We start from the raw sequence: 16478 nt of genomic DNA, 5'->3' as shown, positions 1-16478 counted from the left end.
TCTGCTTACCTTTTCGAATATGTACATTATACTCGAACAAAAGGCGCAAAAACAATAGACTTTTCAGTTAATTATTCATTCGCTAAGTCTTCACCATTTGAGGCAATTACTTTTTTATACCAATCAAATGATTTTTTCTTCGTACGGGCTAACGTTCCTTCACCATAGTTATCTCGATCTACATAGATAAAGCCATAGCGTTTTTTCATTTCACCTGTTCCGGCTGATACTAAATCGATACAGCCCCAAGTCGTGTAGCCCAATAAATCTACTCCATCTAACTCAACAGCATCTTTCATTGCTTGGATATGAGCTGCTAAATAAGAAATGCGATAATCATCAACAACATACCCATTTTCATCAGGTTCATCTACCGCACCTAAGCCATTTTCAACAATAAAAAGTGGCTTTTGGTAACGATCATAGATATCATTCATTGTAATTCTTAACCCTAATGGATCAATTTGCCACCCCCATTCGCTTGCTTCTAAATAAGGGTTTTTAACAGAAGCAAAAATATTTCCTGCAGTTTGTTCTAATAATTTAGGATCTGTTGTCGATACACGAGAAGAGTAATAAGAGAAGGAAATAAAGTCCACCGTATGTTCTTTAAGTAAGTCCAAATCACCAGGTTCCATTTTTAATTCGATACCTTCACGTGCCATTTCTTTTAATGCGTAAGCAGGATATTCTCCACGTGACTGAACATCAATAAAGAAATAATTTTCGCGGTCTGCTTGGCGTGATGCCCACACATCCTCTGGCTTACATGTGTATGGATAATTTGCACCTGCGGCTAACATACAACCTACTTGGTTATTTGGATCCACTTCGTGCGCAATTTTTGTTGCAATTGCACTTGCTACTAATTCGTGATGTGCTGCTTGATATTTTACTTGTTCAACATTTTCGCCTTCTTCAAAAACAAGACCTGCGCCCATAAACGGTGCATGTAAAATCATATTGATTTCATTAAAAGTTAGCCAATATTTGACCAACCCTTTATAACGGTTAAAAATAACTCGGCATAGATTTTCATAGAAACCAACTACTTCACGTGAACGCCATGCACCATATTCTTTAATCAAATGCATTGGGCAGTCAAAGTGAGTGATTGTCACTAGTGGTTCTATACCATGCTTTTGACATTCTTTAAACACATCTTCGTAAAATTTTAGTCCTTCTTCATTTGGCTCCTTTTCGTCACCCATTGGAAAAATCCGACTCCAAGCAATTGATAAACGATATGTTTTAAAGCCCATTTCTGCAAATAAGGCAATATCTTCTTTATAACGATGATACATATCAATTGCTACTTTTGCGGGATAAAAATGTTCTTCGTCAAATTCAAGCATTGATTTTTGACCTGTAATAACTGGAAAACGATCTTCACCAATTGGTACCACATCCACATTAGCTAGGCCACGTCCACCTTCATCGTAGCCACCCTCACATTGATTGGCAGCTGTTGCGCCACCCCATAAAAAATCTTTTCTAAAACCCATTTGTCTTTCCCCTTTTCTTTTCAACTATTCCATTCATCATCTTGTCTTCTTGTTCTCAGATCAGTTCAAAATGCTTGAATGCTAACCAAATGCCATCATTATCAACAGATTCCGTAATGTAATCAGCCATTTCTTTGATTTCTGGGCCACCATTCCCCATCGCTATCCCAGTGCCGCAATGCTCTAGCATCGGAATATCAACTTTCGCATCACCAAATGCGAAACTATTCTCTATAGCAATATGCAAATGAGTTAATAGTTCATCTACTGCTACTGCTTTGTTGATACCACTTAGTGCAATATCACCAAACAAAGCTGTTTCACCAGCGCCGCCCCAAGTACCAAGCTTATATTCTGGGAAGGTTGCTACTGCCTCTAAATAGTCTTCATAGCTATCCAAGATAAAACTGATTTTATTCACATCTTCTCGGTATAGGTCTGCGCCAAAGAGCATCTCTGGAAAAACTTCTCGAACAGTCGCCTGTCCTTTCCCTTTTCGTTGTGAATACTCTTGAATCGTCTTTTCACCACGGTCTTCGAAAAAGTCACTAGCGTACAGTCCGCTATTCGCTTCCAAATAAAATTCCAGGCCCTTTTGCTTTAACCAATCAACAATTTTAGTTGTGTCTTCCAAGGTCAAGGTCGCTTCTTTTAGCACTTTGTCTTCAAACTCAATGTAGCTCCCATTACCGCCAATATACCCGTCAAAGCCAATATCCAATATATCTTGATACATCTCGGCTTTACTGCGACCCGTTACGGTAAAAACTAAATTTCCTTTTCTTCGTGTCTCTTGAATAGCTTTGATGGCTGACACAGGCAAATCATTTTCGTAATTCACTAGCGTTCCATCTACATCTAAAAAGACGATTTTTTTCGTCATGACGATTCCCCTCAAACTTTCACTGCGTCTAACTCACGAGCTACTTCATCTTGTACCTCAATGCCTTCTTGTTTTAATCGTTCAATTGTTTCACTAAATTGTGGTAAATACTCTTGATGTGCAATAAACAGTTCATCCATGATTCGTTTCGCTGTTTCTCCTGAACGCACCAACGGATTGATTGTAAATGCTTGCAATGCCGTTCCATAGTCGCCAGTTACGGCAGCTTCAATGGTTAGCAATTCCATATTTTTCATTACTTGTAACCAGCCTCTTTCAGCTGGCGCTAATGAACCAAAGGCAACATTTCGCGCACCTTGAGCACCAACATAAGCAGTTACTTCTACGACACAATCTGCTGGCAGATCAGGAACAGCGCCTTCATTTTTCGTGGAAACGACAATTTGAGTCTCTTTGTTTCCATAAATTGAGGCAATCGTTTCACAAGCCGCATCTGAATAATAAGCGCCTCCGCGTTTTTGTAACTGCTCAGGTTTATGGTCAAGTTTTGGATCTTTATAAAGCTCAAATAACTCTGCCTCTGTTTCTTTCACTTGTTGGGCACGAGTACCGATTGTCCGATATTCTTCCAGTGCATGAGCTAGCATTTCTTCTTCGCGATAATAATAACGGTGATAGCCACAAGGAACCATTTGCATTTGTTTTAATTGTTCTTTGAAAAATGGAATATCGAAAATGTTTTTTGGCAAACCATTATCTTCATCATAAAGTCGGTCAATCAGGCGGTCTGTGATGTCTTTCCCCGTTTTATCTGCAACTTTATGCCAGTGGAAGTGATTTAAACCTGCAAATTTATAAATCAAATCTTCTTTCTTTTCACCCAGCATTTCTGGTTCAGTCATCATCGCCATAACAGGCACATTACATAAACCAATGACCCGATCCCATTTTCCATAACGAACAACTGCTTCCGTTACCATACCACTTGGATTCGCAAAATTGATGAGCCATGCATTCGGACATAAACGTTTCATGTCTTCAACCACAGACAAAATCACAGGAACGGTACGAAAAGCTTTAAACATCCCGCCAGCGCCATTTGTTTCTTGACCAATCATGCCATAATAAGCAGGAATTCGTTCATCCTTCACACGTGCATCTAGTTGACCCACTCGAAATTGAGTTGTTACAAAATCGGCATCTTTTAACGCTTCTTCACGGTCAAGTGTCGCATAGATTTTCACATCATAAGGGGTTGCATCCCACATCCGTTGGGCCATTTTACTAACAATTTCTAGTTTTTCTTTCCCCGCTTCAACATCAACCAACCAAATTTCACGTATTGGTAATTCTTCATAGCGTTTGATAAAGCCTTCCATTAATTCAGGGGTGTAACTACTGCCGCCGCCAATCGTCGCAATCTTGATTCCTTTTGTCATGTGCTCACTCCTTCAATTTTGTTTACATCTTCATTATCATTTTTGTAAAAGAAATTCTCAAGACACCTCCTTGATTTTGCAGAATCATTTACAAAAATCGAGGTTTTTTTGGTTTATTTTGTAAATACCACTTTGTCTAGCGCTTAATATTTCTTAAACTTTACTGATTTCTCTATAGAATAATTTAAAAACGTTTACAATCCATTCACAAAAAAGATATAATTCATGTAAAAAGGAGGCGTTCGATGCTTTTACGAGAAAAAATCAAACAAACTACTTTTTCACCTGCCGAAACACAAGTTGTTCACTTCCTCTTTGAGAACACGCAACAAGTTGCGCAACTGACGATTCAAGAAATTGCGAATCAATCTTTCGTTCATCCTTCAACTTTGATTCGCGTGGCAAAAAAACTGGAATTCAATGGCTGGCTTGAATTACGTGATACTTTTTTAGCTGAAGCTGAATATTTAGAAAGAAACTTTCAAGAAGTTGATGCCAATCTGCCTTTTACAGGTGAGGAAGGAATCATGACAATCGCAAACAAATTAGCTTCTTTGGAACAAACAACGATTCAAGATACGCTTTCATTGATTCATCATGATGACTTACAACAAGCAAAACAGTTACTACTCAAAGCAAAAAAAATCGTCATTTTTGCCAGCAATGCCAATACATTAATCTCCCAAGACTTCATTTTAAAAATGAAACGTATCAAAATGGATGTTCATATTGTTACCACATTTGGTGAATCATCTTATGAAGCGTATAACTGTGATGAAGACACATGTGCTTTACTGATTTCTTATACTGGTGAGAATCAGATGATTTTAAAAACCGCGCACATTTTACGCGAAAAAAATGTGCCAATTTTAGCTTTGACCAGCATCGGCGAGTGCAGTCTTTCCACTTTAAGTACCGTTGTCCTACGTTTGACAACTCGGGAACGACTCTATTCAAAAATCGGGAATTTTACAATCAATACGTCAATCTGCTATTTGCTAGATGTACTTTATGGCTGTGTCTTTGCTGAAAATTATCAACAAAACTTGAACCATCTGATCGCTGTTGGACAAAAAGTTGATAAACGTCCAATCAGCTCTGCGATCATGCAAGAGAACCACGGGGAAAACTTTCAAGTGAAGGATTCCTTTTTACCCAATTGATCCTTTACGCAAAAAATGTTTCTTTTTTGCAATAAAAAAAGCAAGTAATGAATGGACCTGTTTAGGCCTTCTTCATTGCTTGCTTTATTTTTACTATTGGTTAACTGCTTTGTAGTTGATACATATCTGCATATAAACCGCCAATTTGTAACAGTTCTTCATGATTTCCCCGTTCAACAATTTTTCCCTTATCTAAAACTAAAATAAGTTCTGCATCACGAATGGTCGACAGTCGGTGAGCAATAGCGATTGTTGTTCGTCCTTGCCTCATTTTAGCCAAACCTTCTTGAATCAAACCCTCTGTTTCCGTGTCAATGTTTGCTGTCGCCTCATCCAACACAAGAATTTTAGGATCTGTCACAATCGTCCGTGCAAAAGTAATCAACTGGCGTTGCCCGCTGGAGTAACTCGCGCCTCGTTCAATCACTTTCGAATGATACCCTTGCGGCAAGTCATCAATAAATCGATTCGCTTGGACAAACTCAGCCGCTTCGCGAATTTGTTCATCTGTGATCTTGTCGTTAAACATTCGGATATTCCCAGCAATGTCGCCGTAGAATAAAAATGCGTCTTGGAGAACCAACCCCATTTTTTCTCGAAGTTCATTGATTGGATAAGATCGGATGTCACGATCATCAATCAAAATTTCACCTTCATAAAATTCATAAAAGCGCATCAAAACATTGATGATTGAGCTTTTCCCACTACCGGTATGTCCAACTAAAGCCACTGTTTCACCAGGATTTGCAACAAACGAAATATTATTTAAAACATTGTTTTTTCCATCATAAGAGAAACTAACATTTCTAAATTCGATTTTGCCATTGATAATTTCACCGCTGGCATGTTCCTCTTGTTGTGGCGCATATTCTGTCGTATCCATAATTTTTAAGATTCGACTTCCAGCAACGATTCCATCGGTAAAGACACTTAAAAAGTCCATCATTTGTGACATTGGATTAAAGAAACCTTGAACATATGTCGTAAACGCATAAATCAATCCCACTTCCACTGGAGAGTGTAGGGCATCGATCCCAAATAAAGTTAAGACAAGCGCAATCGCTAACGCATATAAAAAATTGATGATTGGACTCAACAAAATTGAATTCGTTTTGATCATCGCATAGCGAGTCGCCAAATAATCATCATTTACTTCTTCAAACTCATTGGCCAAACGAGCTTCTTGCCGAAATTGCTGAATGATTTTCATTCCAGAAATTGATTCATTTAACTTGGTATTCAACTGACTCAGTTTTTCACGCATGTTCCGATAAATCCGAGAACTGAATTTTTGATAATACCAAATAACTACACCTAAAATTGGTAAAAAGATTAATGTCCAAAGTGTAATTTTCACATTGATCTGAATCATTGCAACTAATGAAGAAATCACTGCAAAGATTCCCGTCAGAACCATCAAGAATACATACCAGAATTCAAATAATGTTTCTGTATCATTCGTGACACGCGACACGATTGAACCTGCTGGTGTCTGGTCAAAATAGCGCATACCTAATGTATGAAGCTTTTCAAATAGTTTTACCCGAATATGCTGGAAGGTCTTTAATGAAGCCATTGAATATAAATACCACTGGAAAAACCAGATAATACTTTTGACAATAACTCCGAATAAATACAACCCCGCAAAAAACAAGATGACTTGGGTTGTCGCTGATTGATTTGCTAAATGGTTATCCATAAACGACTGGATGATCCTTGGCAAAATGACATTAATAACAGATAAACCTAACGCAAATAAGATAGCCACAATGAATGTTTGCTTAAATGGTTTGGCAAAAACCAGCAATCGCTTGATAATCTGTTTCTGTTCTTTTAAAGGAATGGATTTGGTCCATTCCGATTGATAATTTTCGTCCATTACGCCTCACCTCCCTCAATTTTTGCTTCTAGTTGTTGCTTGTCCCACATTTGTTGATACCAGCCACCTAACGTTAATAGCTCCTCGTGTGTTCCACGTTCTACAATCTTTCCTTGATCGATAACTAAGATTTCTTTGGCATGCATCACACTGCTTAAGCGATGGGCAGCAATGATTGTCGTTTTTTCTTTACGATTCGACTTTAAATTTTGAAGAATCGCTTCTTCTGTTTTAGCATCGACAGCCGATAACGCATCATCTAAAATCAACAACTCTGGATTTTGAATTAATGCTCGTGCAATGGAAATTCGTTGCTTCTGTCCTCCTGACAAGGACACGCCACGTTCACCAACCAATGTGTCATACCCTTTTGGTAACTCTTTGATTTCATTATTAATAAATGCCATAGTTGCAGCTTTTTCTACTGCATCTTCTGGCAATGCTGGATTAGAAAAACGAATATTTTCACGAATCGTCATGGAGAATAAGAAATGATCCTGTGGAACATAGCCAATTGATTGCAATAAAGCATCCAAAGAGTACTCTTTGATATCCTTTCCACCAATCATCAATTTTCCTTGATATTGGTCGTACTCGCGCATCAAAAGTTTAATAATCGTTGTTTTCCCAGCACCTGTTTTTCCTACAATCCCCAAAGTGTCCCCTTCATGAACTGTAAAATCAATTTTTTCTAATGCAGGTCCTTGTTCTTCAGGATAACTGAATGAATCAATTGCAACAGTCAACTCACCTTTGGCTGGTGTTTGAATGGCGCCTATTTGCTCAACAATATGCGTTTTCTCATGTAGTAGCTCGTTTACACGATCGTAAGAAGCATTTCCTCTTTCCAACACATTGAATAAACGTCCAATCGCAAACATTGGCCACACCAGCATCCCAATATAACTAATGAAAGAAACCAACTGGCCAATTGTAATCGTTCCTTCTAAAACATATTTTCCTCCAAGAATAATCGTCAAAACATAAGAAATACCAATAATCAGTGTAATAAATGGATCAAACAAGGCATCTAAAAAATTCACTCGTTTATTTTTTTCAATTGCCTCTGCAATCTTTGTTTCAAAATCCACCAAATCTTCTTGTTCTTGACCAAACGTTTTGATTACTTTGATCCCCGTGATACTTTCTTGTGTTTTATCATTAATCGATGAAAAGGCTTCTTGTGCTTCACGAAATCCATCATGAAGCTTGGTACCCAATACACGCGACGTTACAGCCAACAACGGTAACGGAATCAGTGCAATCAGCGTCAGTCGCCAATCAACAAATAAAATCATCGCAATGATTGTCGCACCTCCAGTGATTACTGAATCTGCAAAAGTCAAAATTCCTGCACCAGCCACATTTTGGATTGCATTTAAATCATTGGTTGCGTGTGCCATCAGGTCACCCGTTCGATATTTTTGATAAAAGAGGGTATCCATTTTAGTAAAGTGCTTGAATAAACGTTGACGCAACTCTTTCTCAAGTCGTGCGGCACTTCCCCAAATGTTCATACGCCAAATGTAACGAAAAAGATATTGAAGAACGGCTGCCACTAATAAGATGGCAATCCAAAAGGCAATCGTCGAAAATGAAATTTTTTTATCTGCGATTTCATCAATGATTAGTCCGATGACTTTTGGTGGAACTAGTTGGACAAGTGCAACAATCATCAACGAGAATACGCCTACGAAATAATGCTTTTTTTCTTGTTTAAAAAACCAACCAAGTTTTCTAAAAATCGACATTTTATGCCTCCTTTGTTTTTTCTCAAGAGCATCCAGTTTTAATTATCTGAATTTTCTAACAACTGCAATCAAAAAAAGCGGGCTGAAAAAAATCAGCCCGCTTAACGTGTGTCATTTTGGAAGGAGAACCTATTTTTTGCCTTGGTTCTTCATTTGCTGCATCATCTGACGAATTTTCTTTTCAGATGGTTTTTGCCCCATTGACATCATCATTGATCGTAACATGTCCTCATTAACGGGAGGATTTTTTTCTAAATAGTCTTGCATATATTTGCGCGCAAAAAAGAATCCACCTATTGCGCCGATTAGTAACGCGATTACAGCGATAAGTACGACAATACCTGTTGATACCATGTAAATCTCTCCTTTCCTTTTCCGAATTGCTCTCAATAAAACATTTTACTAAAGATTTTATAAAAAGAAAAGCTGTTTTCTGAATAATGCGTAAAAAATTGGATAAAAATTCCTTGTACACCCATTTTCTTTCGGATTTTTCCCATCCTCCCCTAAGAAGGTGCGCCTTATTATTAATTTTAGGCTAACCGAATTTTTTTCTTGAATTTTATTTAATTAGGTGTAAAATGTAGTCGTAAAATCAAAACAGAAAGGTGGTTTGATTGTGGAAAATTCAAACCAACATAAACACCGTTTAATTGAACATACAAACGGCTTATCCTTGGCCGAAGTCAATGGTACAGTTGAAGTACCGAAGGGAAAAGGCTTTTTCAAAACTTTACTTGCTTATTCAGGCCCTGGCGCTTTAGTAGCTGTTGGCTATATGGATCCAGGTAACTGGTCAACTTCTATTACAGGTGGACAAAATTTCCAATATTTACTCATGTCAGTCATTTTAATGTCAAGTTTGATTGCCATGCTTCTTCAATACATGGCAGCCAAATTAGGTATTGTTAGCCAAATGGACTTAGCACAAGCCATTCGAGCTCGTACCAGTAAAACATTAGGTATTATCCTCTGGGTACTGACAGAATTAGCTATCATGGCAACTGATATTGCTGAAGTCATTGGTGCAGCAATTGCTCTGTATCTTCTCTTTGGAATTCCATTAGTCGTTGCTGTTTTCATTACTGTTTTTGATGTCTTCTTACTTTTATTGTTAACGAAAGTTGGTTTTCGAAAAATTGAGGCAATTGTTGTTTGCTTGATTTTCGTGATTTTATTCGTTTTCGTTTATCAAGTTGCTTTGTCTGATCCCGATTGGAAAGCTTTATTTGCAGGCTTCATTCCAAACAGTCGCACTTTTGCTGACAGTCCTGCAATTGGTGGACAGACACCATTGACTGGTGCTTTAGGTATCATTGGAGCAACAGTGATGCCACACAATTTATATCTCCATTCAGCTGTTTCACAAACAAGAAAAATCAACCATGATGACAACGCAGATGTAGCTCGTGCAGTGCGCTTTACTACTTGGGATTCTAACATTCAATTATCCATGGCCTTTCTTGTTAACGCTCTTCTATTGATTATGGGTGTTGCTGTTTTCAAAACTGGAACTGTAGAAGACCCCTCTTTCTTTGGCCTTTATGAAGCCTTATCAAATCCGGCCACGATGAGTAATGGGATTTTGGGTGAAGTTGCAAAATCAGGAATCCTTTCTACTTTATTTGCGGTTGCCCTACTTGCTTCTGGTCAAAACTCAACGATTACGGGTACTTTGACTGGACAAGTTATTATGGAAGGTTTTATCCATATGCGTATTCCAGTTTGGTTGCGTCGTTTAGTAACTCGTTTACTTTCAGTTATTCCTGTTCTGATCTGTGTCATGTTAACTAGCGGAAAAAGTGCCATTGCTGAACATGAAGCATTAAATAATCTGATGAATGAATCACAAGTCTTCTTGGCTTTTGCTTTACCATTCTCAATGATTCCTTTATTGATGATGACTAATAGTCAAGTAGAAATGGGGAAACAATTCAAAAATTCATTCGTAATCAAAATTTTAGGTTGGTTTTCTGTCATTAGTCTGACTTATCTCAATTTACGAGGATTACCCGGACAAATCGAAAGTTTCTTTGGTAGCCAAGCAACGATTTCAGAAATCTCGTTGGCTGACAATATTGCCTATGCAATTATTGTGGCAGTCCTGTTATTGCTAGCTTGGACCATCATTGAATTGTATCAAGGAAACAAGAAACATGAACAATATCTAAAAGAAGTTATGCAAGAAGAAGGATAATAAGGCTGTGGTATAAAGCGTTCAGCTTCAAGCAATAAGGAAACTTTTCTAAAAATAGTTTCGCATATTTTTATGAAAGGTGGGCTTATTGCCGAAGAAGCTGCTTTAGGAACACCGTAAATGAGGTTGTGGCGCCAAGCGTTCAGATCCGACAAGATAGCGAGCAGTCACTCAAATAGTTCTTCATATTTTGAAGTGAGTGCAAGCTATTTCGAGGAGTTGCTTGGGGAACACCGTAAATGAGGTTGTAAAAGAAGTTCTCAACTCCAATAAATAAGAATAAATTTTCAGAAATTGCTTCTCAAATTTTTGTGAAATTTAGACTTATTTGGAAGGAGTTACTTCTTGAACACCGTAAATGAGGTTGTAGCACAAAGCGTTACAGTACAAAACATTTAGCTACGACCAAATTTCAACATCTTGAAATTTGTCACAATGCTTCATTTAAATCACAAAAAAGAATCCGCAAAAATCGTTTGATTTTGCGGATTCTTTTTGTTTCATACTATCTATTTTATAATTTTACAATTGAGTTTATACTTCTTCAAGTAGTTCTGGAAAGAGAGTTGGCTCAAATCTTTGTTCTTTGAACATTGTGATTTCTTTACCATACGGTGCATAAGCTTTCTTTTTATCTTTTCCAACGTAAGGTGTTTCTAAAATTTTTGATACATGTTCAAAGCGAGAATCGTGAACAATTGTGTTCAACGCATCAAAGCCAATCGTTCCAAAACCAATATTTGCATGACGATCTTTATGTGAGCCCTGTGGATTTTTAGAATCATTGATGTGCAACACTTTTAAGCGATCCAGCCCGATTACTCGATCAAATTCAGTCATTACACCATCAAAATCATTTTTCACATCGTATCCTGCATCATTTGTGTGACAAGTATCGAAAGTGACAGATAATTTTTCATTCAAAGTAACCCCATCCATAATTTTTGCAAGCTCTTCAAATGTGCGACCAATCTCTGTTCCTTTACCTGCCATCGTTTCTAAAGCAATCTGAGCAGTTTGGTCTTTCGTCAATACTTCATTCAATCCTTCGACAATGCGCGCAATTCCGGCTTCAGGGCCAGCACCAACATGTGCGCCTGGATGTAAAGTGATTTGAGTCGCACCTAATGCTTCAGCACGTTCGATTTCTTCTCTTAAAAATTGGATTGCAAAAGGAAACATTTCCGGCTTTATCGTATTTCCTAAATTAATGATATACGGTGCATGAACCACAATATTTGAAAGACCGTTTTCAGCCATAAACTCTTTTCCTGCAGGAATATTCATTTCGTCGATTGCTTTTCTTCTCGTATTCTGTGGTGCACCTGTATAGATCATAAAAGTTGAAGCGCCATAACTTGCTGCTTCTTCAGCTGCGCCTAAAAGCATTTTTTTCCCACTCATACTAACATGTGAGCCTAGTAACATGTATTTTTCCTCCTAATTTCCAGTCGTTTGCTCCAGATGATCGATCCCTTTTGAGCCCTTTTTTCATCTTAACCGAAACTGTACATAAAGAAAAGTTTAAGGATTGTTTGTTGGAGAAATTCTTCAAAATGATTGCTTATTTTCAATTAAAACTGGTAATTTTAACCTAAAAAATGCGTAGTCTGTTTTTTTGCCCGTTTTTTTGCTATAATTAGCGAAATAATTCAATAGTTGAGGTGACTCTTTTGCCACAAAAAGATATTAAAAAAAGGAAGAAACACGCCAACACTGAAAGATGGTTCATTCCTAAAATTATTTTTAGAGTTTTTCAGTCGTTAGCAGTCGTGATTGTCGTACTTTTATTACTAGCTGGTGCACTTGGTCTCGGGATTGGAGCTGGTTATTTTGCTTACCTTGTTGAAGACACCCAGACACCAACAAAAGAAGAATTGCAAGCTGACTTAGGCAATATCACAGAAACATCCAAACTTGTCTATTCAGATAACAGTGAGATTTCAACCATTCAAACAGATTTGATGCGAACAACCGTCGCTTCAGACAAGATTTCTCCCTTATTAAAAACAGCGATTATTAGTACAGAAGATGAGTATTTTGATGAACATGACGGCTTTGTACCTAAAGCAGTCTTACGTGCCTTAGTTTCTGAAGCTACTGGAATTGGTTCTTCTGGTGGATCAACGTTGACACAACAATTAGTTAAGCAACAAATTTTAACTGACGAAACAACATTTAAAAGAAAAGCCAATGAAATTTTACTTTCGGCACAAGTCGAGAAATATTTTTCTAAAGACGAGATTATTTCAACTTATTTGAATGTCTCTCCTTTTGGCCGAAATAACAAAGGACAAAACATCGCCGGTGTACAAGAAGCAGCGAAAGGGATTTTTGGGGTAGATGCAAAAGATGTTTCTTTACCACAGGCTGCCTTTATTGCTGGACTGCCACAAAGCCCAATTACTTATAGCCCTTACACTAATACTGGTGCTTTGAAAGAAGACGTTTCAGACGGACTTGACCGAAAAGATTTTGTTTTGTTTAGTATGTATCGTGAAAAGAAAATTACGAAAGATGAATACGAAGCGGCGAAAGCTTACGATTTGACCAAAGATTTCTTACCGCAGCAAATTGCTGAACAAAATGATCGGGGTTTTCTCTACTACACTGTTATGAACAACGCAACTGAAATCGTAACGAAGCAACTAGCCGAAAAAGACAATGCTGATCTTGCCGACAGCAAAACGTATGATGCTTACTATCAAAAAGCGCAACAAACGATTCAAAACAAAGGATATACAGTTCATTCAACCATTGATAAAGATATTTATGCAGCTATGCAAGATGCCGTTGCAAATTACGGTTATTTATTAGATGACGTTTCTGGTACTCGTGTCGAAACTGGGAATGTATTGATGGACAATCGAACGGGTCGGATTTATGGCTTCGTTGGCAGTCGTGATTACGCGCAAAGTCAAAATAATCATGCCTTTGATATGATGCGCCAAGCTGGTTCGTCAATCAAGCCAGTATTGGTTTATGGACCCGCGATTGATATGGGCTTAGTTGGTTCCGAATCACGAATTTCCAACTACACCACAACTTGGAAAGAAGGCGCAAACTCTGGTGAAGAGATCGTGAATGCGACAAATCAACATCTCAACACTTTCCAAACGATTCGCGAATCTTTAGATTGGTCAAATAACATACCTGCCTATCATTTATATCAAGATGTACTTGATTCAGGTGGCTCAAAGCAAGCTGCTTATGATAACTATTTAGCCAAAATGAATTATCCAAAAAATGATAATTGGGGTGTTGAATCTGCACCACTAGGAACTGTAGAAGTGACTACCCTTCAGCAAACAAATGGGTTTCAAACATTAGCTAATAATGGAATTTACCAAGAAGGTTACCTAATCGACTCGATTACAGATAACGAAGGTAACGTTATTTACCAACATGAAGAAAAACCTGTTCGCGTCTATTCAGAAGCAGCCGCTTCAATTATGAATAACTTAATGCGTAGTGTATTAGATCAAAAAATCACTACACCATTTAAAGAAGTGATTACGAATTTAGATGGTACATTAGGAAATGCTGATTGGGTTGGGAAAACTGGTTCGACCAATGAATATCGTGATTCTTGGTTAATTGTTTCAACGCCATCAATTACAATTAGTAGTTGGTCGGGACACGATGATAACACGCCAATGGATAATCAGGCTGGAAAACGTTCCGCAAACTATTTAGCCTATTTAATTAACCGTGTCTATCAGACCAATCCAACTGTTTTTGCAACACAAGAAAAATTCGAACTTTCCTCTGATGTGAAAAAAGAAAAAGTGGCTTCCTTTACTGGTCAACTTCCTGGAAAAGTCACAGTCAATAAGCGTTCGATTCAAACACCAAGTAATACGGTTGAATCTCTTTGGGCAAAAAATGAACCAGAAAAGAGTACCTTTAAATTCGGTATTGGTGGAACAGATGACAATTATACTGATTATTGGAAGACAGCTTCTACTTATGCACGTACAACTTCCAAGACAAAAAATGCACGAAACAACAATGACTAAAAGAAAAGCCACGGCATATGCTGTGGCTTTTCTTTTGGTTCTATTTTCTTTTGGTCCTTATTTTTAATTCCTAACTACTGTGCTCTCAAAAGTGGGTGTTTTTTATGTTTGTTTACTATTTTTTGAGTGCTTGTTCGCTATCTTTTGAGTGCAGTGTTTTGTGCTACAAGCTTTATCCACGGTGTTCCCAAAGCAACTTCTTCGGCAATAAGTTCTCTTTTCTTAAAAATATGGGGAACTGTTTTTAGAAAAGCCTTCTTATTGCTTGAAGCTAAACGCTTGGCGCCACAACCTTATCCACGGTGTTCCCAAAACAACTCCTCCATATAGCTTGCATTCACTTCAAAATATGTAAAACTATTTTGAGTACTTGCTCGCTATCTTGTCGGAGTTAAGCGTTTTGCGCCACAACCTTTTATCAAAAAAGCCACGAACAATCAAAATGATTGCTCATGGCTACTTTTTCAATCAAAAATTATTTTGTTGAACCTTTTTCTTCAATTCCATAAGGTAAAACAATTGTTTTTTCTTCAACTTCTTCTTTGTTCATCATTTTTGTCAACAAACGCATTGAAACCGCACCAATATCATATAAAGGTTGTGTAATACTTGTCAAACGAGGACGAGCTACTTCAGTTAATAATGAGTTGTTGCTTGTGATGATCTCAAATTCTTCAGGAACTTTGATTCCTTTATCCAGCATGCCATCCAAGATACCAATTGCTAGTTCATCATCTGAAACATATACAGCAGTTGCTCCACTGTTATGGATACGATCAACTAATGACAAGCCATCTTTGAAGTTATAACTTGCTTCAAAAATCAGACCTTCACTATAAGGTAAGTTATTTTCTTTCAATGCATCTTTATAACCTTTCAAACGGTTTTGACCATTGATTGGGTCAATTAGTGCACCACTAACAAACGCAATTTTTTCGTTGCCGTTTTTTGCTAATTGATTCACTGCATCTTTTGTTGCAGAAGTATAATCAATGTTTACGCTACCTACTTGTTCATCTGGGTCAATTGAGCCCGCTAAAACAACTGGTGTTTTTGAGCGAGAAAATTCGCCACGGATTTCATCAGTAATATGATGTCCCATAAAAATTACACCATCAACTTGTTTTGCTAACAAGTTGTTTAGTACGTTTACTTCTTTTTGGTCATTACCATCTGAGTTAGCCAAAATAATATTGTATTTGTACATTGTCGCAACATCATCGATTCCTCGAGCCAATGAAGCGAAAAACATATTGCTGACATCAGGAATGATTACACCAACAGTAGTAGTTTTCTTGCTTGCTAATCCACGCGCAACAGCATTTGGTCGATAATCAAGACGATCGATTACTTCCAAAACTTTCTTTCGTGTCGCAGGTTTAACATTTGGGTTTCCGTTCACAACGCGTGAAACAGTTGCCATTGACACATTTGCTTCTCTAGCTACATCGTAGATAGTAATTGTTTGTTTTTCCATTTGTGTTCTCCCGTTCTTATTTATCTGATTTTTTCTGAAAATACGACTTACATTTCTAAATTAGAATATCAAATTATTTTATGGATTGCAACCGTTTTAACAGTGTTTTCATGAAAATTATGTTTTTCTTTCAATTTATCGGAATGGTCTTTCGAAAAATTTAATGTTACAATGATAAATAGTTTGAATTATCAGAAAGAAGGA

11 protein-coding genes are annotated in these 16478 nt (G+C 37.5%); 3 read left to right on the top strand and 8 right to left on the bottom strand.

All coding sequences use genetic code 11. The features are described 5' to 3' along the window. Positions 1-71: 71 nt before the first annotated feature. From RV17_RS05175 to RV17_RS05165, 3 genes are read right to left on the bottom strand one after another with little or no spacing between them, the layout of a single operon-like run. The gene (locus RV17_RS05175; RefSeq protein ID WP_067483859.1) at positions 72-1505 is read right to left on the bottom strand and encodes a 6-phospho-beta-glucosidase; all 1434 of its coding nucleotides are present in this window, start codon (positions 1503-1505) and stop codon (positions 72-74) included. Positions 1506-1560: 55 nt separating this feature from the next. Then, positions 1561-2388, bottom strand: coding sequence for a Cof-type HAD-IIB family hydrolase (locus RV17_RS05170; RefSeq protein WP_071868697.1), 828 nt, complete (start codon positions 2386-2388; stop codon positions 1561-1563). 11 nt (positions 2389-2399) lie between these two features. Continuing rightward, entirely contained in the window at positions 2400-3788 is a 1389-nt protein-coding gene (locus RV17_RS05165; protein WP_067483855.1) for a 6-phospho-beta-glucosidase, read from the bottom strand. A 245-nt stretch (positions 3789-4033) separates the two neighbouring features. Between RV17_RS05165 and RV17_RS05160 the strand changes: the two genes are divergently transcribed. Next, on the top strand, positions 4034-4951 hold the full coding sequence (locus RV17_RS05160) for a MurR/RpiR family transcriptional regulator (RefSeq protein WP_067483853.1): 918 nt from the start codon (positions 4034-4036) through the stop codon (positions 4949-4951). Between the two features lie 100 nt (positions 4952-5051). Here RV17_RS05160 and RV17_RS05155 read toward each other — a convergent pair whose 3' ends face one another. From RV17_RS05155 to RV17_RS05145, 3 genes are all read right to left on the bottom strand, one after another. Next, positions 5052-6830, bottom strand: coding sequence for an ABC transporter ATP-binding protein (locus RV17_RS05155; protein ID WP_067483851.1), 1779 nt, complete (start codon positions 6828-6830; stop codon positions 5052-5054). After that, positions 6830-8581 carry an ABC transporter ATP-binding protein gene (locus tag RV17_RS05150; protein ID WP_071868696.1) on the bottom strand — a complete coding sequence of 584 codons (1752 nt, stop codon included), beginning with the start codon at positions 8579-8581 and terminating at the stop codon, positions 6830-6832. The genes RV17_RS05155 and RV17_RS05150 overlap by 1 nt, the downstream gene beginning before the upstream one ends. A gap of 129 nt (positions 8582-8710) precedes the next feature. Next, a complete protein-coding gene (locus RV17_RS05145) occupies positions 8711-8935 on the bottom strand; it encodes a YneF family protein (RefSeq protein ID WP_071868695.1) in 225 nt (74 codons plus the stop codon). Positions 8936-9200: 265 nt separating this feature from the next. On the opposite strand from RV17_RS05145, the gene RV17_RS05140 reads away from it, so the two are divergent. Then, on the top strand, positions 9201-10778 hold the full coding sequence (locus RV17_RS05140) for an Nramp family divalent metal transporter (RefSeq protein ID WP_379903989.1): 1578 nt from the start codon (positions 9201-9203) through the stop codon (positions 10776-10778). A 534-nt stretch (positions 10779-11312) separates the two neighbouring features. On the opposite strand, the gene RV17_RS05135 is transcribed toward RV17_RS05140, so the two are convergent. Next, complete coding sequence (locus tag RV17_RS05135; protein WP_067483845.1) at positions 11313-12206, bottom strand: deoxyribonuclease IV; 894 nt, start codon at positions 12204-12206, stop codon at positions 11313-11315. A 236-nt stretch (positions 12207-12442) separates the two neighbouring features. On the opposite strand from RV17_RS05135, the gene RV17_RS05130 reads away from it, so the two are divergent. Beyond that, positions 12443-14797: a transglycosylase domain-containing protein gene (locus RV17_RS05130; RefSeq protein ID WP_379903985.1), complete on the top strand. Its 2355-nt coding sequence runs from the start codon at positions 12443-12445 to the stop codon at positions 14795-14797. A 475-nt stretch (positions 14798-15272) separates the two neighbouring features. Here RV17_RS05130 and ccpA read toward each other — a convergent pair whose 3' ends face one another. Continuing rightward, positions 15273-16274: a catabolite control protein A gene (gene ccpA / locus RV17_RS05125; protein WP_067483841.1), complete on the bottom strand. Its 1002-nt coding sequence runs from the start codon at positions 16272-16274 to the stop codon at positions 15273-15275. Between the last annotated feature and the right edge of the window lie 204 nt (positions 16275-16478).

Origin of the sequence: Enterococcus thailandicus, from assembly GCF_001886265.1 — a bacterium.
GTDB lineage: Bacteria > Bacillota > Bacilli > Lactobacillales > Enterococcaceae > Enterococcus_B > Enterococcus_B thailandicus.
This window is presented reverse-complemented; position numbering and strand designations above follow the sequence as displayed.